The sequence below is a fragment of the Streptomyces sp. NPDC058157 genome, assembly GCF_042884105.1.
Taxonomy (GTDB): domain Bacteria; phylum Actinomycetota; class Actinomycetes; order Streptomycetales; family Streptomycetaceae; genus Streptomyces.
Genome location: NZ_JBHVUQ010000058.1, coordinates 1 through 17,829, shown reverse-complemented (window position 1 = coordinate 17,829; position 17,829 = coordinate 1). Strand labels below are relative to the sequence as shown.

Here is a 17,829-nt window from a genome sequence, read left to right as displayed (position 1 = left end):
GCGGCAGTCTGTCAGGCGGGTACGTGCTCCGGGTGGGCCGGGGAGCAGCTGTGCATCGGCATCTCGGTCAGGCCGGGGAAGTAGACGTGCAGGCTGACCGCTCCTTCGAGGGTGTCGTTGACGACCTCGTGGGCGTAGCCGGGGGCGAAGACGCGCTGGGCGCCGGGGCGGTGGGTGAGGCGGCCGCGGGGGGTGTGCTCGGTGAGCTCGCCGTCGAGGACGGTCAGGACTCCGGAGGAGGCGCCGTGGTCGTGGAGGCCGCTGCCCTGGCCGGGGACCCAGCTGAGCAGCCAGACCTCGTAGCCGGGGCCGGTGCGCAGGCGGTGGTACCAGCGGGTGGTGGCGTCGTAGCGGACCAGGTGCTCCCAGCTCGCGCGGTCCTCGGCGATGGAGCGGGCGAGGCCGACGAACTCGGCGACGGTGACCGGGTGTTCGCGGGCGGGCTGCAGGAGGTGCTGGACGGCCAGGATGTCGCCGGCGATCTGCAGGTCGCTCTCGACGGGAGCGGGAGCGGCGGCGGGCGCGGCGGCCTCGGTGCGGGGGGCGGTGACGGCAGGGGCGGTGACGGCGGGGGCGGCGACGGTGGAAGCGGGGGCGCTGTTCATCGTGGGGGGTCCTCGACGTGTGTCAGTCGTGCGGGGCGGTTGCTGTGGGGGATGGCTGGAGCTCAGGGGAGCCGGGGCTCCGGGGGCATCAACAGCTGCAACAGCAACAGCGAACCTGGGCAGCGCACAGGAACCCACGAATGGGGGTCCGGGTGGTGGCTGCGGGCGCTGACATGAGGACAAGGAGACCGGGCGGAGGGCCTGACTGTCAACCCAATGTCCGGTTTAGTCGGAAACTTTCACCTCATCCGGTTACTGTCCGCGGAGAAAGGTTTGTGCAGTCCCGGCCAGGGCATGTGCCGGTCCACGCGTGCCTGCGGGCACCGCTCTCAAACCTGTCGACGCCAAGTCGTGACCGGAATGTGATCCGCGCCGCATCTTCGGCTGGATTGCAACCCCTCCACGGAGTGACGCGTCGCCCAGGAGGGAGGGCGTCACCCGCCGGACGCCGGTGCCTTCTGTCACGATTTTTGGCGATATGAACACTTTCTGTATAGGCTTGGTTCCGCAGAGTGAATAAGGGGCCCAATAGCAGATCTCGGCTTGACTGGGCAGAAGACACACACTTGTAATTTCACTCGTGTCGTTACCCGGCGATCGGTAACGGCAACACCACGGGGACGCACAGACAGAGCGAGGGGCGCACATGACCGAGCTGTTTCAGGAACTGCTGGTCGAGGAGGCGGACGAGGAGCTCGGATGGCAGGAGCGCGCACTGTGCGCCCAGACCGACCCCGAGTCCTTCTTTCCCGAGAAGGGCGGCTCCACCCGCGAAGCCAAGAAGGTCTGCCTCGCCTGCGAGGTCCGTTCCGAATGCCTTGAGTACGCCCTCGCCAACGACGAGCGATTCGGCATCTGGGGCGGCCTCTCCGAAAGAGAACGCCGCCGCCTGAAGAAGGCAGCGGTCTGACCCGCCGCACAGCCCGCCACGACCCCCGGTCAACCGCGCTCCACCGAGCGCCGCACACCACCGCAGACAGAGCGAACGGTCCGCCTCCCGCACCTTCCCCGCAGGAGGCGGACCGTCGCGTTCAGGGCCTTCTCCGCAGGAGGCGGACCCGCCCCTTCCCAGCCGTTAGTGTGGGGCGCTGTCCAGCAGCCTCCGGGGGCACCCCACCCCCGGATCCCCAGGCCGGAGGGCCCGTACCGCGATGTCCCCGCACAGCAACTCGCCGGTCTCCCACCAGGCGGCCGCCACCCCCGAGTTCCCCCGGCACGTCGTCACCGCAGTCCTCGTCGCCCACGACGGAGCCCGCTGGCTGCCCCAGACCCTCGCCGGACTCCTCGCCCAGGAGCGCCCCGCGCAGGCCCACGTCGCCGCCGACACCGGCAGCTCCGACGCCTCCGCCCGACTCCTCGCCGAGGCCCTCGGCGACGAGCACGTCCTGCACCTCGCCCGCCGCACCGGATTCGGCGCCGCCGTCGACGAGGCCGCCCGCACCGCCGGCACCCTCACCCCCGACGACCTCCCCTACCTCAAGCGCCCCAGCGGCTGGGACCCCGTCAGCCGCACCTGGCGCGACGACACCTACGACCTCCCCGACCTCCCCCACGGCGAACCCGTCCAGTGGCTCTGGCTCCTCCACGACGACAGCGCCCCCGAACCCGACGCCCTCACCGAACTCCTGCGCGTCGCCGACGGCAACCCCGAAGCCGCCGTCATCGGCCCCAAGCTCCGCGGCTGGTACGACACCAAGCAGCTCCTCGAAGCCGGCGTCACCATCGCCCGCGGCGGCCGCCGCTGGACCGGCCTCGACCGCCGCGAACAGGACCAGGGCCAGCACGACCAGGTCCGCCCCGTCCTCGCCGTCTCCACCGCCGGCATGCTCGTGCGCCGCGACGTCTACGACGCCCTCGGCGGCTTCGACCGCCGCCTGCCCCTCATGCGCGACGACGTCGACCTCTGCTGGCGCGCCCACAGCGCCGGCCACACCGTCCTCGTCGCCCCCGACGCCGTCCTGCGCCACGCCGAAGCCGCCTCCCGCGAACGCCGCACCGTCGACTGCGCCGGCCGCTCCTCCGTCGACCCCCACCGCGTCGACAAGGCCGGCGCCGTCCACACCCTGCTGGCCAACACCCCCGGCCGCGCCCTGCCCTACGTCCTCCTGCGCCTGGTCCTCGGCACCCTCCTGCGCACCCTCGGCTACCTCGTCGGCAAGGCCCCCGGCCAGGCCGCCGCCGAGTTCACCGGCCTGCTCGCCACCCTGCTGCGCCCCGGCCGCCTCCTCGCCGCCCGCAAGGCCCGCAGCCGCCCCGCCGTCCCCGCCGCCGAACTGCGCCCCCTCTTCCCCCCGCCCGGCGCCACCCTCCGCGCGAGCGCCGAACAGCTCGCCGCCTACCTCGGCTCCGGCCAGGGCGCCGAGACCGCCCCCACCGGCCGGCACGGCGGAGCCGTCGAATCCGGACCCGGCGGCGACGACGCCGACTACCTGGAGATCGAACGGTCCTCCCGGCTGGGGCGCATCGCCCGCAAGCCCGCCCCCGTCCTCTTCGCCCTGCTCCTGCTGGTCTCCCTCGCCGCCTGCCGCGCCCTGATCGGCGGCGGCAGCCTCATGGGCGGCGCCCTGCTCCCCGCCCCCGCGAGCGCCCTCGACCTGTGGCACCGCTACACCACCGACTGGCAGCCCGCCGGCACCGGCACCACCGCCGGGGCGCCCCCCTACCTCGCCGTCCTGGCCGCCGTCTCCGCCCTGCTGTTCGGCTCCACCAAGGCCGCGCTGACCCTCCTGCTCGTCTGCTCGGTCCCGCTCGCCGGCCTCACCGCCTACTTCGCCTCCCGCCCCCTGGTCGAGTCCCGGCTGCTGCGCGCCTGGGCCGCCGTCGCCTACGCCTTCCTGCCCGCCGTCACCGGAGCCCTCGCCGGCGGCCGCCTGGGCACGGCCGTCCTCGCGGTCCTGCTGCCCCTCCTCGCCCGCTCCGCCGTCGCCGCCTCCGGCCTCGCCGACCGCGACACCCCCGGCACCTGGCGCGCGACGTGGACGTACACCCTGCTGCTGAGCCTGGCCACCGCCTTCACCCCGGTCGTCTGGCCGCTCGCCGCCGCCCTCGGCGCCGTCGCGCTCCTGGTGCGGCGCGCCCGCTGGAAGACGTACGCCCCCCGGCTGCTCGCCGCCCTCGCCGTCCCCGTCCTCGTGCTCGCGCCCTGGTCCCTGAGCCTGTTCACCCACCCCGGCCGCCTCCTGCACGAGGCCGGACTCCCCTACGGCAGCGGCTCCGCCACCCCCCTCGGCCTGCTCACCGCCGACCCCGGCGGCCCCGGCACCGGCAGCGGGCTCCTCCTCGCCGGCACCCTGCTCGCCGCCCTCGCCGCCCTGCTGCGCGCCGACCGCCGCCCGGCCATCGCCACCGCGTGGACCGCCGCCCTCGCCGGGCTGCTCCTCGCCGTGCTGCTGAACCGCACCGCCTGGGCCGGCCCCGCCGGCCTGCTGTACGGGCTCGGGCTGATCGCCGCCGCCGTGCTCGGCGCCGACGGCGCCAAGGAGCGGGTCGCCGCCCGCAGCTTCGGCTGGCGCCAGCCGCTGGCCGCCCTCATCGCCGTCGCCGCGGCCGCCGGCCCGCTGCTCGCGGCGGCCGTCTGGACGGTCGCCGGCGCCGACGGACCGCTGCGCCGCCACGACCCCGTACAGGTCCCCGCGTTCGTCGCCGCCCAGTCCGACGACAGCAACCGCACCCGCACCCTCGTCCTCGGCGGCGACTCGCCCGCCACCGTCTCCTACACCCTGGTCCGCGGAGGCGGCGTCGGCCTCGGCGACGCCGAGGTCCTCGCGGAGGCCGGCGCCCAGCCGCGCCTCGCCCAGGCGGTCTCCAGCCTGGTCTCCGGCTCCGGCGCCGACCAGTCCGAACAGCTCGGCGCCTTCGCCGTGCGCTACGTGATGATGCCGCCCGGCGGTCCCACCGCCCTGCGGCAGGTCCTCGACGGCACCCCCGGCCTCAAGCAGCACCACCAGGACGACGGCACCGCCGTCTGGGAGGTCCAGCGGCTCCCCGCCCGCGTCGCGATCGTCCCCGCCAGGCGGGGCCAGGCCCCCGTCGCCGTCGACGCCGGCCCCGTCGAGGCCCACGCGAAGCTCCCGGCCGGCGAGGCGGGCCGCACCCTGCGCCTCGCCGACCGCGCCGACCCGGGCTGGAAGGCCACCCTCGACGGCAAGCCCCTCACCCCCGTCACCCTCGACGGCTGGGCGCAGGGCTTCGAGCTGCCGCCGGGCGGCGGCCGCCTCGACCTGGTCCACCAGGACTCCGCCGCCCGCGACGCCTGGCACTGGGCGCAGGGCCTGCTCGCCCTGGTGCTGCTGGTGATGGCCCTGCCCGGCCGGCGCGCCCGCCTCGACGACGACCTGCCCGAGGAGCCCGCCGCCGGCTCCGGCACGGCGGACGGCGACAGCGGCCAGGGCCGCCGCGCCCGCCGCCGGGGCACGTCCGCCGACGGGACCGAGCCGGCCGCGGCGCAGGCGGTGGCCGACCCGTACGCGCAGATCCCCGCGCAGCAGGTGTACGGGGAGGAGTCGTACGCGTACCAGGAGCCCTACGCCTACGAACCCGCGTACGAGACGCCGTACGAAGCCGGGTACGAACCGGGGTACGGCCCCGGCCACGACCACCCGGAGAACGGCCCGGCCCCCTACCAGCAGCAGCCGCAGCAGTACCCGCAGTACCCGGACTACGGCGGCACCTACGCCCAGCCCGGGCAGCAGCCCGTCTTCCCGCACCAGCAGCAGCCCCACCCGTACGAGTACGAGCCCCAGCAGTACGACACCTACGGACAGCACCACCCGCGTCCGGACGGGAGCCCCCAGCCGTGAAGCAGCGCGCCCCCCTGACGCTCGCGGCCGTGACGGCGGCTCTCGCCGCCTCCTGCGGCCTGGCCTTCCTCACCGCCCCCGCCGCGGCCCCGGCCGCCGGTGCCCGCGGCGCGGCCGCCGCCCGGATGCCGGTGGAGCGGTCCGTGCTCGTCTGCCCGGCCCCCAGTTCCTCGGACATCGCCGACACCACCTACACCTCCCTGAGCCCGGCCACCCCGGGCCCGGCCGCAGGCAAGGGCGCGGCCCGGCTGGCCACCACGGAGGGCAAGGCGGTCCTGGAGCCCAAGGAGCCCGGCAAGCCGGTCGCCGCCACCGTCTCCGGCGCGGAGGCGCCCGCGCTGACGGGCACCGCCCAGGGCGCCCTCGCCCCCGGCTGGACCGCCCAGCAGACCACCAAGGTCGCGGTCGGCCAGGCACGCGGCCTGCTCGGGCTGGCCTGCACCGCGCCCGGCACCGACTTCTGGTTCCCCGGCGTCAGCACCGCCAAGGGCCGCCAGGACTACGTGCACCTCACCAACCCCGACGACACCGTCGCCGAGGTGGACATCAAGCTGTACGGCCCCGACGGCCTGCTCAAGCCCAAGCCGGGCACCCCCGACCTGGTCACCGAGGTGAAGCCGCACTCCACCACCAAGGTGTGGCTGGCCACCCTCGCCGCCGACGCCCAGCTCCCGGACGTCACCGCGCACGTGACGACCCGTTCCGGCCGGGTCGGGGCCTCCACGCAGATCGCCGAGGACGGGGTCGGCTCCGACTGGCTGCCCGCCTCGGACGGCCCGGCGCCCTCCCTGGTCCTGCCCGGTATCCCCGCCGACGCCACCTCGGTGCGGCTGGTGGCGTTCGCACCGGGCGAGGACGACGCAGACCTGTCGCTGAAGCTGTCCGGCCCGAGCGGCTCCATCAGCCCGGCCGGCAAGGAGCAGCTGCACGTCAAGGCCGGTATGACGGCCTCCCTGGACCTGGGCGACCTCACCCGCGGCGAGGCCGGCTCCCTGTTCCTGGCCCCCGCCGACCCGAAGAAGCCCGTCCCGGTGGTGGCCGCGCTGCGGGTGGTCCGCGGCACCGGCGCCAAGCAGGAGGTGGCCTTCATCCCGGCGAGCCCGCCGGCCGGCGAGCGGGCCACCGTCGCCGACAACCGCCTCGACGACAAGGCCACCACCCTGACGCTCACCGCCTCCGGCGCCGACGCCAAGGTCCGCGTCACCGCCTCCCCGGGTACCGAGGGCGGCACCCCGGCCGTCCAGGAACTCACCCTCAAGGCGGGCACCACCCGCGCGGTGACCCCGCCGCCGGCCCCGGCGGGCGGCAAGGGCCCGTACGCGCTGACCGTCGAGACCCTCTCCGGCGGGCCCGTCCACGCGGCCCGCACGCTGGCCCTGCCGACGGACGGGATCCCGATGTTCACCGTGCAGACCTTCGCGGACGACCGCTCCCGGGTCTCCGTCCCCCGCGCCGTCGAGGACCCGTCGATCCTGGTCCGCTGACGCCGTGACCGCCCCGGTGCGGCGGGCTCAGTCCTGCCCGTACCGGGGGTCGACCGTCTCCGGCGAGAGCCCCAGCAGCTCCGCCACCTGCTCCACGACGATCTCGTGCACCAGCAGCGCCCGCTCGTCGCGCGTCTTCGCCCGGATCTCCACCGGCCGCCGGAACACCACGATCCGGGCCGGCCGCCCGTCGCGGGCCTCCACCAGCCCGCCCAGCGGCACCGCCTCGTCGTTCCAGCCGCCGTCCGGTCCGCCCGGCGGCCCCGGTACGTCCGCGATCACGAACTCCACCTCGTCCAGCTGCGGCCAGCGCCGCTCCAGCCGTTCCACGGAATCCCGCACGAGGTCGCCGAACAGCTCCGCCCGGCTCGCCGACAGCGGCACCTGGGGCGGGGCCAGCGGCCCGCGCATCCCGCGGCCGTGGCGGTCGCGCCGCCGGGGCCGGGGCTCCTGGGGGGCCTGCGCGTCGGATGCGGGGCGGGGAGGAAGCGAACTGTCCGTCACCCCGGCAGGGTAGCTCCCGTGCGGCACCGCCCCACGGCCTCGATCCGGTCACGACCTGGTGTCGCGCCGGTGTCGCACCCCGGACGATCCGGCCGGGATCACGCACCATTACGGACTCGCTGCCCCTGTTCGTCACCGCCCGCCGGAGACGACACGGGGGAGTGGCCGGGGGGCGAGTCGTCGCGGCCCGGTCAAGAGTGCGGTACCGTCCAACGTCGTGAGCCTTGTACGTCGCTGTTCGCGCACCGCGTGCGGCCGCCCTGCCGTCGCCACACTGACGTACGTCTACGCCGACTCGACCGCAGTTCTCGGCCCGCTCGCCACCTACGCCGAACCCCACTGCTATGACCTGTGCGCCGAGCACTCCGAGCGCCTGACCGCCCCGCGCGGCTGGGAGGTCGTCCGCCTGTCGGACGGCTCCGGCCCGTCCGCGCGCACCGGCGACGACCTCGAAGCCTTGGCCAATGCCGTCCGTGAGGCGGCCCGTCCGCCCGAGCGCGCCGCCGAGGCCGGAGGCTCCGCGGGGAGCGCGCCGACATCGGGCGAGACGCGTCGCGGACACCTGCGCGTCCTGCGTTCGCCCGACTCCTGACACTCGGATCGTCTGAAAAGCCACTGTCCGTACAAGGTAGGTTTGCCCCACCGCACGGAATTCCTCAGGAGGGCAGGCAGTGGCCGCAGATCTTTCGAACATCGTCAAGGCCTACGACGTACGCGGCGTCGTACCGGACGAGTGGGACGAGCCGCTGGCCGAACTGTTCGGTGCGGCGTTCGTCCAGGTCACCGGTGCGAGCGCGATCGTCGTCGGCCACGACATGCGGCCCTCCTCGCCCGCCCTGTCGGCCGCCTTCGCCCGCGGCGCGGCCGCCCGCGGCGTCGACGTCACCCTCATCGGGCTCTGCTCCACCGACCAGCTGTACTACGCCTCCGGCAAGCTGGACCTGCCCGGCGCGATGTTCACGGCCTCCCACAACCCGGCCCAGTACAACGGCATCAAGCTCTGCCGCGCCGGCGCCGCCCCGGTCGGCCAGGACACCGGCCTCGCCACCATCCGCGAGCTCGCCGAGAAGTGGACCGACGAGGGCGCCCCCGAGATCCCCGCGGGCACCGTCCCCGGCACGATCACCGAGCAGGACACCCTCGCCGGCTACGCCGAGCACCTGAAGTCCCTCGTGGACCTCGGCGCGATCCGCCCGCTGAAGGTCGTCGTCGACGCGGGCAACGGCATGGGCGGCCACACCGTCCCCACCGTCTTCGAAGGCCTGCCGCTGGACCTCGTCCCGATGTACTTCGAGCTGGACGGCACCTTCCCGAACCACGAGGCCAACCCCCTCGACCCGAAGAACATCGTCGACCTCCAGGCCCGCGTGAAGGCCGAGGGCGCCGACCTCGGCCTCGCCTTCGACGGCGACGCCGACCGCTGCTTCGTCGTCGACGAGCGCGGCGAGGGCGTCTCCCCGTCCGCCATCACCGCCCTGGTCGCGGACCGCGAGCTCGCCCGCAACGGCGGCACCGGCACGATCATCCACAACCTGATCACCTCCTGGTCGGTCCCGGAGGTCGTCCGCGAGAACGGCGGCACTTCCGTCCGCACCCGCGTCGGCCACTCCTTCATCAAGGCCGAGATGGCCGCCTCCGGCGCGATCTTCGGCGGCGAGCACTCCGCGCACTACTACTTCAAGGACTTCTGGAACGCGGACACCGGCATGCTCGCCGCGCTCCACGTCCTCGCCGCGCTCGGCGGCCAGGAGGGCCCGCTCTCCGAGCTGGTCTCCTCCTACGACCGCTACGTCGGCTCCGGCGAGATCAACTCCACCGTCGCCGACCAGGCCGCCCGCACCGCCGAGGTCAAGGCCGCCTACACCGGCCGGGACGGCGTCACCTTCGACGACCTGGACGGCCTCACGGTCTCCGCCGCCGACTGGTGGTTCAACCTCCGCCCCTCGAACACCGAGCCGCTCCTGCGCCTCAACGTCGAGGCCCGCGACGAGGCCACCCTCGCCAAGATCCGCGACGAGGTCCTGGCGCTGGTCCGCGCGTAAGCTCCGCCGGTACGCCGCCCGGGCACATGCAGCCCGGGCGGCAAAATCCAGCCCCGCCGGCGTTTGAGGCGCGGGGGCGCGGGGGCAGAGCCCCCGGAACGGCGCCGCACCGGCTTCCCGGGCGGCACCGACACCGGTCGGGCGGCCCCCCGCACCCGCCGAGCCGCACGCCCAGTGACTCGGCGGTACGCTGACCACGCCCAACCCGCGACAAGCGATCCGCACCCCCGAAGGGACACCGCCCCATGCCGCTCGAAGCCGGCCTGCTCGAGATCCTCGCCTGCCCCGCCTGCCACGCCCCCTTCCAGGACAACTCGGCGGACGAGACCACCCCCGAGCTGATCTGCACCGGCCAGGACTGCGGCCTCGCGTACCCGGTCCGTGACGGCATCCCGGTCCTCCTCGTCGACGAGGCCCGCCGCCCCGCCTGACCCCGCCCGGCCGGCCCCGCCGCCGACCCCGCTCGACCAGCCTGGATCCGTCAACCCCGCCGGAGGCCCCCATGCTCGACGAGTCACTCCTCGACGCACCGGACGATCTCGCCCGTGCCGACCGCCGCGGCCTGCTCCGCGGCGCCGCCGAGGCCGGGGCCAGGGTGCGCACCGCGGCCCGGCACGCCACCGAGGCCGGCCTCGCGGACCTGCGCCCCGACGGCCGCCCCCGGGCGGTGCTCATCGCCGGCCCCGGCACCGCCGCCACCGGCGTCGCCGACCTCCTCGGCGCCCTCGCCGGAGCCTCCGCCCCGGTCACCCGCCTGCACCCCACCGGCGTCGCGCACGCCGCCGGGGCGCTGCGCTGGACCCTGCCCGGCTGGGCCGGCCCCGTGGACCTGCTGCTCATCGCCACCACCGACGGCACGGAGCCCGGCCTCGGCGTCCTCGCCGAACAGGCCTACCGGCGCGGCTGCACCGTCGTCGCCGTCGCCCCCGAGCGCTCCCCGCTCGGCGAGACCGTCGACGGCGCGCACGGGCTCCTCGTTCCGATGGCCAAGGCCCCGTACCAGGAGTACGACGAGTCGGCCGCCGCCGGACCCGGCGCCCTGTGGGCCCTGCTCACCCCGCTGCTCGTGCTCCTCGACAAGGTCGGGCTGATCGCGGCCGCCCCGGACACCCTCCAGCGCGTCGCCGACCGCCTCGACCGCACCGCCGAACGCTGCGGCCCGGCCATCGCCACGTACTCCAACCCGGCCAAGACCCTCGCCGCCGAGCTCGCCGACTCGCTCCCCCTCATCTGGAGCGAGGGCGCCGGCGCCGGACCGGCCGGCCGCCGCTTCGCCGCCACCCTCGCCGAACTCGCCGGCCGCCCCGCGCTCGCCGCCGACCTCCCCGAGGCCCTGCCCGCGCACGGGGTCCTGCTCTCCGGGGCCTTCGCCGCCGGGGCCGACCCCGACGACTTCTTCCGCGACCGCGTCGAGGAGCCCCAGGCCCTGCGCGCCCGCGTCGTACTGCTGCGCGACCGGCCCACCGGCGGACTCACCGCCGCACCGGCCGCGCGCGAGCTCGCCCTCAGCCACGACACGGCCGTCAGCGAGCTCGAACCGGAGGAGGGCGGGGAGCTGGAACAGCTCGCCGAACTCCTCGCCGTCACGGACTTCGCCACCGCCTACCTGGCGCTGGCGGGCCGGGGCCACAGCTGAGGCACCCACCCGTGCCCGCACCGCACCAGAAGATCCAGGAAGACGACGATGGACCGCCTGACGAACACGATCCGCCCCTACGCGTGGGGTTCCACCACCGCGATCCCGGCCCTCCTCGGGGTCGAGCCCACCGGTGAACCCCAGGCCGAGATGTGGATGGGCGCCCACCCCGGCGCCCCCTCCCGCCTCGACCGCGGAGCCGGCGAGACCACCCTGTCGGCCGTCGTCGCCGCCGACCCCGAGGGCGAGCTCGGGGCCGCGGCCGTCGCCAGGTTCGGCCCCGCCCTGCCGTTCCTCCTCAAGGTCCTCGCGGCCGGCGCCCCCCTCTCCCTCCAGGTGCACCCCGACCTCGCCCAGGCGAAGGCCGGCTTCGCGGACGAGGAGCGCCGCGGGGTCCCGATCGACGCGGGCCACCGCAACTACAAGGACGCCAACCACAAGCCCGAACTGATCTGCGCCCTCACCCCCTTCGACGGCCTGTGCGGCTTCCGCCCGCCCACCGAGGCCGCCGACCTCCTCGAAGGCCTCGGCGTCGACTCCCTGAAGCCGTACGTCGACCTGCTGCGCGCCCACCCCGAGGACGCGGCCCTGCGCGAGGTCCTCACCGCCGTCCTCACCGCCGACCGGGCGGAGATGGCCCGCACCGTCGCCGAGACCGCGGCCGCCGCCGCGCGCCTGGGCGGCCCGTACGCCCCGTACGCGGGCCTCGTCCACGACTACCCGGGCGACCCGGGAGTGATCGCGGCCCTGCTCCTGCACCACGTCCGGCTCCAGCCCGGCGAGGCCATGTTCCTCGGCGCCGGCATCCCGCACGCCTACCTCGACGGCCTCGGCGTCGAACTCATGGCCAACTCGGACAACGTGCTGCGCTGCGGGCTCACCCCCAAGCACGTCGACGTCCCCGAGCTGCTGAAGGTGGTCGTCTTCGAGCCCAACGCCCCCGGCATCCTGCGCCCGGAGGGCGACGGCGAGGAGGTCTACGAGACCCCCGTCGACGAGTTCCGCCTCTCCCGCTTCGCCCTGGCCCCCGGCGGCGCGCCCCGCACCCTCCCGGACACGACCCCGCAGATCCTGCTGTGCACCGCCGGGCAGTGCACGGCGCGTTCGGCGCGGGCCGGCGAACTGGCCCTCGTACCCGGCGAGTCGGTATTCGTCCCCGCGGGCGAAAAGGTCGAACTGTCCGGAACCGGCACGGTTTTCCGTGCCACCGTGGTCCTCTGACGTGACGTCGGCCGCACGGGCAGCTGCAACAATGTGCGGCCGTAGCCAGTGGCCAGGAAAGGACATCCAGCACCCATGAGCGCGTCGGGCGGCACCAAGGCGATCGTGGCGGCACTCGCCGCCAACCTGGCCATCGCTGTGGCCAAGTTCGTGGCATTCCTCTTCAGCGGCTCCTCGTCGATGCTCGCGGAGAGCGTCCACTCGGTCGCCGACTCCGGCAACCAGGGCCTGCTCCTCCTCGGCGGCAAGAAGGCCCAGCGCGAGGCCACTCCGCAGCACCCCTTCGGGTACGGGCGCGAGCGCTACATCTACGCCTTCCTCGTCTCCATCGTCCTGTTCACCGTCGGTGGCATGTTCGCCATCTACGAGGGCTACGAGAAGATCCACGACCCGCACCCCATCGAGTCCTGGTACTGGCCCGTCGGCGTCCTCGTCTTCGCGGTCGTCGCGGAGGGCTTCTCCTTCCGCACGGCGATCAAGGAGTCCAACGAGACCCGCGGCAGCCAGTCCTGGGGCCAGTTCATCAAGAGCGCCAAGGCCCCCGAGCTGCCCGTGGTCCTGCTGGAGGACCTCGGCGCCCTCGTCGGCCTCGTCCTCGCCCTGCTCGGCGTCGGCCTCGCCCTGATCACCGGCGACGGCGTGTGGGACGGCGTCGGCACCCTCTGCATCGGCACCCTGCTGATCGCCATCGCCGTCATCCTCGCCCTGGAGACCAAGTCCCTGCTGCTGGGCGAGTCCGCCGGCACCGCCGAGGTCGAGAAGATCAAGGCCGCGCTCGTCGACGGGGACACCGTCACCGGCGTCATCCACATGCGCACCCTGCACCTCGGCCCCGAGGAGCTCCTGGTCGCCGCCAAGATCGCCGTCCAGCACGACGACACCGCGACCGAGGTGGCCAACGCCATCAACGCCGCCGAGGCCCGCATCCGCGCGTCCGTCCCGATCGCCCGCGTGATCTACCTGGAGCCGGACATCTACAACCCCGAGGCCGCCAAGGCCGACGGCCGCTGACCCGCCCGGCGAACCCGCCGGTCCGCTCGCACCGGACGCACGAAGGCCCCCGCGGCTCACCTGAGCCGCGGGGGCCTTCGCCTGCCGGGAAGGGGGAAGGGAACGCTAGGACCGGGCGTCGGCTGCCGCCGCCGCGACCGGCTCGGACACCGGCGCCTCCGCGGCGACGGCGGCGGAGGCGGCCCGCCTGCGCGCCCGCAGGGACACGAACGCCAGCACCGCGCCGGCCACCAGCACCAGCCCGCCGGCCGCCTGCCCCCACACGGCCAGCTTCGCCATCGGGTACATCACGACCTTGGCGGAGACGTTCTCCGCCGGGACCGGCCCGTTGTTCGCGTACTGCGAGCCGTCCGAGTTCATCCGGTTGTCGGCCATCAGGAACACCGACCCCTCGGGCACCTTCACGTCGAAGGCCACCGCCGAAGGGTTCTTCCACTGCTCCAGGTACGGCTCGTCCAGGGGGTCACCGTTGAGCACCAGCCGGTACTGGCCGCTGGTCTTGCTGCTCGGCCGGTACCGGACCCGGTCCCCGCCCACCGCGATGACCCGGTTCATCTGCGTCTTCTGCAGGGACCACGGAACGGAGGCGAGGACGACGTCCCCCCGGCGCAGCGTCCCCGGGTCCACCGGCTCCAGGTAGATGCTCTCCCCGTCGGTGTAGGTCGGGGCCATCTGCCAGCCGGCCGCCCTGCCCTCCGAGTAGCGCGCCGGAGGGTTCACGGCCTTCGCCACCGTCACCCCTCCCAGGATGACCGTTCCGAGCACCAGCAGGACGATCGCCGCGATCCCGCGCCTGCGTCCTGGCCTGTGTGTCATTTCGTCCCTTCCGATGTACCTGCCCTGCATCGTAGGTCGACGGCGACGCGCCGAACGCCGCCGGGGGCCCGGTGCACCAAGTCCGTACATACCGATTCGGACACTGCCCGCAGGCCGCCGGGCCCCGCACCACGGAGGTACGGGGCCCGGCGGACGGAACGCGGCGGGGAGGGCGGCTACCGGATCTCGCGCAGCAGCTCCAGGACGGCCGGCCCGTCGGGCGCCGACCCCAGCCGGTCCCGGAAACCGCCGTCCATCAGCTTGCGCGACAGCAGGGCCAGGATCCTCAGGTGCTCGTCACCGGCCGCCGCCTCCGGCACCGCGATCATGAAGACCAGACGGGCCTTCGTACCGTCCAGCGCACCCCACTCGATGCCCTCGCCCGACCGGGCGAAGCCCACCGTGGGACGGGAGACCGCGTCCGTCTTGGCGTGCGGTATGGCGATCGACTCGCCGAGCCCGGTCGTGCCCTGCGCCTCCCGGGCGAGCGCGACCCGCACCAGCTCCGCCACGTCGCGGACGTTGCCGGTGGCGGCGAGCATCTCGGCCATCTCCCGGATGGCCTCCTCCTTGGTGCCGGCCGCCAGCTCCGTCCTGACGGTCCGCTCCGTCAGATAGCCGGACAGCACCTCCGCCTGCCCGGCGGGCGCCGCCTGGGCGGCCGCTGCGGCGGCCGGTGCGGCGGCGGATGCCACGGCCGTACCACCCGCACCGGCCCCCACCCCGGCGAGCACCGGCTCGGGCACCGCCCCGGCGGCCGGGGCCCCGGCCCGGCCGGCCCCGCGGCCCTTGAGCTCGATCAGCGCGTTGGTGGTCAGCGCGGTCACCACCGTGCCGACGGCGATCGCCACGAAGAACATCGCCACACCGCTGATCGCGCCGAACAGCGAGACCACCGGACCGCCGTGCGGCACCGAGTTCCCGACCCCCGCCACACCGGCCACCGCACCGGCCACCGCGCCGCCCAGCATGTTCGCCGGGATGACCTGCGCCGGCCGCGCCGCGGCGAAGGGGATCGCCCCCTCCGAGATGCCGAAGAAGCCCATGAACAGGGCCGCCATCCCGGCCTCCCGCTCCTGGTCGGTGTAGATCCTGCGGCGCAGCAGCGTCGCCAGGCCCTGGCCGAGCGGCATGACCGGGATCGCGGCGGCGGCCATGCCCATGACCGCGTTGTTGGTGCCGATGAGGCCCACGGCCACCAGGAAGGCCGTCTTGTTGACCGGTCCGCCCATGTCGAAGGCGATCATCAGACCGATCAGGGCGCCGAGGACGACGGCGCTGGAGCCGGTCATCCCGTTCAGCCAGTCGGTCAGGTGCGTGAACAGCCAGGAGATCGGCTGACCGATGACGTAGATGTAGAACAGCCCGAGCGCCAGCGTCGACACGATCGGGATCACGATGATCGGCATGATCGGCTGGACGAACCGGGGGACCTTGACCTTCTTGATCCACACGACCAGGTAGCCGGCCAGGAAACCGGTGGCGATGGCGCCCAGGAAGCCCGCGTTGGCGTCCGCCCCGTAGACGTTCACGGCGTCGGCGGCCAGGAACCCGCCGATCATGCCCGGCACCAGCGCGGGCCGGTCGCCGAGCGCGTGGGCGATGTAGCCGGAGAAGATCGGCAGCATCAGCTTGAAGCCGAGGCCGCCCAGCTGGTTGACGTAGAACCAGAACGAGTCCTTGTCGAACTCGATGCCCTTGGGCGTCGTGTGCCCGCCCAGCGCGATCGAGACGGCGAGCAGCAGACCGCCCACGACCACGAACGGGATCATGTGGGAGACGCCGTTCATCAGCGCCTTGTAGGCGGCGCTGCGCTCCCGGCCCCCGCCCCGGGCCGCCACGGCCGTGCCTTCCTGCACCGGCGCCGTCCCCACCCGCTCGATCAGCTCCTTCGGGCGGTGGATCCCGTCCGCGACGCCCGTGGACAGGACCCGCTTGCCGGCGAACCGCGCCCGGTCGACCTCCTTGTCGGCGGCGATGATGATCCCGTCCGCCTCTCTGACATCGTTGTCAGAGAGCACGTTCTCCGCCCCGATGGAGCCCTGCGTCTCCACCTTCATGTCCACGCCGAGCTCGGCGGCGGCCTGCTGGAGCTTCTCCGCGGCCATGTAGGTGTGGGCGATCCCCGTGGGGCACGCGGTGACGGCGAGCAGCTTCAGCCGCTTCGCGCCGTCCGCGCCCCCGCCACCGGGAGGGCCGGCCGTAGTACTCACGTGGAATCTCCTTCGCGCCAGGGGTCGATCCAACGGCATCCTCCCCCACACGAGGAGTGGATCAAAAGTCCGAAAGGCCCCGAACACTCCGCCGGACGGCCCGAAAACGCGACCTGACTTCTCCTCCGGCGGGCTGGGGGCCGCTCCGCCGATCGGTGTAGATTCGTCATCAGTGTCAGGCGTCGCTGCTGATGGCAGTCGGGCGGTCCTCCAGACCGGCCGAGGGGAGAGAGGGCCCCGCGACGGACTGTGCTCGGCGCACCGGCCCGCCCGTGCGCGGCTCAGCCGTACCCACCTCTCACCCATGAGGAGCAGCACCCATGGACTTCAAGGTCGCCGACCTTTCCCTTGCCGCCTTCGGCCGCAAGGAGATCACCCTGGCCGAGCACGAGATGCCGGGTCTGATGTCGATCCGCCGGGAGTACGCCGAGGCGCAGCCGCTGGCCGGCGCCCGCATCACCGGCTCCCTGCACATGACCGTGCAGACCGCCGTCCTGATCGAGACCCTCGTCGCCCTCGGCGCCGACGTCCGCTGGGCCTCCTGCAACATCTTCTCCACCCAGGACCACGCGGCCGCCGCCATCGCCGTCGGCCCGAACGGCACCCCGGAGAACCCGCAGGGCGTCCCGGTCTTCGCCTGGAAGGGCGAGACGCTGGAGGAGTACTGGTGGTGCACGGAGCAGGCGCTGACCTGGCCGAACACCCCCACCGGCGGCCCGAACATGATCCTCGACGACGGCGGTGACGCCACCCTCCTCGTCCACAAGGGCGTCGAGTTCGAGAAGGCCGGCGCGGCCCCGGACCCGTCCACGGCGGACTCCGAGGAGTACGGCCACATCCTGACCCTCCTCAACCGCACCCTCGGCGAGACCCCGCAGAAGTGGACCCAGCTCGCGTCCGAGATCCGCGGTGTGACGGAGGAGACCACGACCGGTGTCCACCGTCTCTACGAGATGATGGCCTCGGGTGACCTCCTGTTCCCCGCGATCAACGTGAACGACGCGGTGACGAAGTCGAAGTTCGACAACAAGTACGGCTGCCGCCACTCGCTGATCGACGGCATCAACCGTGCCACGGACGTGCTGATCGGCGGCAAGGTCGCGGTCGTCTGCGGTTACGGCGACGTGGGCAAGGGCTGCGCGGAGTCGCTGCGCGGTCAGGGCGCGCGGGTGATCGTCACGGAGATCGACCCGATCTGCGCGCTGCAGGCGGCGATGGACGGTTACCAGGTGGCCACGCTGGACGACGTCGTGGAGATCGCGGACATCTTCGTGACGACGACGGGCAACAAGGACATCATCATGGCCGCGGACATGGCCAAGATGAAGCACCAGGCGATCGTGGGCAACATCGGCCACTTCGACAACGAGATCGACATGGCGGGTCTGGCCAAGATCGACGGGATCGTCAAGGACGAGGTCAAGCCGCAGGTCCACACCTGGACGTTCCCCGACGGCAAGGTCCTGATCGTGCTGTCCGAGGGCCGTCTGCTGAACCT

At 73.7% G+C, this 17,829-nt stretch carries 13 protein-coding genes and 1 pseudogene; 10 read left to right on the top strand and 4 right to left on the bottom strand.

What is annotated here, in order from left to right:
- Positions 1 to 11: 11 nt before the first annotated feature.
- Entirely contained in the window at positions 12 to 605 is a 594-nt protein-coding gene (locus tag ACFVXK_RS17065) for a cysteine dioxygenase (protein ID WP_389612419.1), read from the bottom strand.
- Between the two features lie 646 nt (positions 606 to 1,251).
- On the opposite strand from ACFVXK_RS17065, the gene ACFVXK_RS17060 reads away from it, so the two are divergent.
- From ACFVXK_RS17060 to ACFVXK_RS17050, 3 genes are all read left to right on the top strand, one after another.
- Positions 1,252 to 1,515, top strand: a complete 264-nt coding sequence (locus ACFVXK_RS17060) for a WhiB family transcriptional regulator (RefSeq protein ID WP_003983763.1) — start codon at positions 1,252 to 1,254, stop codon at positions 1,513 to 1,515.
- 241 nt (positions 1,516 to 1,756) lie between these two features.
- Complete coding sequence (locus ACFVXK_RS17055) at positions 1,757 to 5,404, top strand: glycosyltransferase (RefSeq protein WP_389612416.1); 3,648 nt, start codon at positions 1,757 to 1,759, stop codon at positions 5,402 to 5,404.
- The gene (locus ACFVXK_RS17050) at positions 5,401 to 6,888 is read left to right on the top strand and encodes a DUF5719 family protein (RefSeq protein WP_389612414.1); all 1,488 of its coding nucleotides are present in this window, start codon (positions 5,401 to 5,403) and stop codon (positions 6,886 to 6,888) included. Before ACFVXK_RS17055 ends, ACFVXK_RS17050 begins: the two co-directional genes overlap by 4 nt.
- 27 nt (positions 6,889 to 6,915) lie before the next feature.
- Here ACFVXK_RS17050 and ACFVXK_RS17045 read toward each other — a convergent pair whose 3' ends face one another.
- Positions 6,916 to 7,392, bottom strand: a complete 477-nt coding sequence (locus ACFVXK_RS17045) for a metallopeptidase family protein (RefSeq protein WP_388948278.1) — start codon at positions 7,390 to 7,392, stop codon at positions 6,916 to 6,918.
- A gap of 217 nt (positions 7,393 to 7,609) precedes the next feature.
- Here ACFVXK_RS17045 and ACFVXK_RS17040 point away from each other — a divergent pair, with 217 nt between their 5' ends.
- From ACFVXK_RS17040 to ACFVXK_RS17015, 6 genes and pseudogenes are all read left to right on the top strand, one after another.
- Entirely contained in the window at positions 7,610 to 7,984 is a 375-nt protein-coding gene (locus tag ACFVXK_RS17040; RefSeq protein ID WP_389612412.1) for a DUF3499 domain-containing protein, read from the top strand.
- A 79-nt stretch (positions 7,985 to 8,063) separates the two neighbouring features.
- The gene (locus tag ACFVXK_RS17035; RefSeq protein WP_389612411.1) at positions 8,064 to 9,434 is read left to right on the top strand and encodes a phosphomannomutase/phosphoglucomutase; all 1,371 of its coding nucleotides are present in this window, start codon (positions 8,064 to 8,066) and stop codon (positions 9,432 to 9,434) included.
- A 245-nt stretch (positions 9,435 to 9,679) separates the two neighbouring features.
- Positions 9,680 to 9,865, top strand: a complete 186-nt coding sequence (locus ACFVXK_RS17030; RefSeq protein ID WP_366450763.1) for a Trm112 family protein — start codon at positions 9,680 to 9,682, stop codon at positions 9,863 to 9,865.
- Between the two features lie 71 nt (positions 9,866 to 9,936).
- The gene (locus ACFVXK_RS17025; RefSeq protein WP_389612409.1) at positions 9,937 to 11,070 is read left to right on the top strand and encodes an SIS domain-containing protein; all 1,134 of its coding nucleotides are present in this window, start codon (positions 9,937 to 9,939) and stop codon (positions 11,068 to 11,070) included.
- A gap of 48 nt (positions 11,071 to 11,118) precedes the next feature.
- A complete protein-coding gene (gene manA / locus ACFVXK_RS17020; RefSeq protein ID WP_389612407.1) occupies positions 11,119 to 12,291 on the top strand; it encodes a mannose-6-phosphate isomerase, class I in 1,173 nt (390 codons plus the stop codon).
- A gap of 75 nt (positions 12,292 to 12,366) precedes the next feature.
- Positions 12,367 to 13,366: pseudogene (locus tag ACFVXK_RS17015) on the top strand (cation diffusion facilitator family transporter).
- Positions 13,367 to 13,407: 41 nt separating this feature from the next.
- Here the strand turns inward: ACFVXK_RS17015 and lepB are convergent.
- Together lepB and ACFVXK_RS17005 are read right to left on the bottom strand one after the other, a co-directional pair.
- On the bottom strand, positions 13,408 to 14,118 hold the full coding sequence (gene lepB, locus ACFVXK_RS17010; protein WP_389612405.1) for a signal peptidase I: 711 nt from the start codon (positions 14,116 to 14,118) through the stop codon (positions 13,408 to 13,410).
- Positions 14,119 to 14,294: 176 nt separating this feature from the next.
- On the bottom strand, positions 14,295 to 16,331 hold the full coding sequence (locus tag ACFVXK_RS17005; protein ID WP_389612403.1) for a fructose-specific PTS transporter subunit EIIC: 2,037 nt from the start codon (positions 16,329 to 16,331) through the stop codon (positions 14,295 to 14,297).
- Between the two features lie 320 nt (positions 16,332 to 16,651).
- Here ACFVXK_RS17005 and ahcY point away from each other — a divergent pair.
- Positions 16,652 to 17,829 (top strand): adenosylhomocysteinase (ahcY, locus tag ACFVXK_RS17000; protein WP_389612401.1); only part of this gene is annotated, 1,178 nt, incomplete at its 3' end.

Excerpts from the sequence above, each read along its gene's own strand:
- ACFVXK_RS17030 (WP_366450763.1), top strand. The coding sequence starts at position 9,680 with ATGCCGCTCGAAGCCGGCCTGCTCGAGATCCTCGCCTGCCCCGCCTGC.
- ACFVXK_RS17065 (WP_389612419.1), bottom strand. The coding sequence starts at position 605 with ATGAACAGCGCCCCCGCTTCCACCGTCGCCGCCCCCGCCGTCACCGCC.
- lepB (WP_389612405.1), bottom strand. The coding sequence starts at position 14,118 with ATGACACACAGGCCAGGACGCAGGCGCGGGATCGCGGCGATCGTCCTG.
- ACFVXK_RS17025 (WP_389612409.1), top strand. The coding sequence starts at position 9,937 with ATGCTCGACGAGTCACTCCTCGACGCACCGGACGATCTCGCCCGTGCC.
- ACFVXK_RS17060 (WP_003983763.1), top strand. The coding sequence starts at position 1,252 with ATGACCGAGCTGTTTCAGGAACTGCTGGTCGAGGAGGCGGACGAGGAG.
- ACFVXK_RS17055 (WP_389612416.1), top strand. The coding sequence starts at position 1,757 with ATGTCCCCGCACAGCAACTCGCCGGTCTCCCACCAGGCGGCCGCCACC.
- manA (WP_389612407.1), top strand. The coding sequence starts at position 11,119 with ATGGACCGCCTGACGAACACGATCCGCCCCTACGCGTGGGGTTCCACC.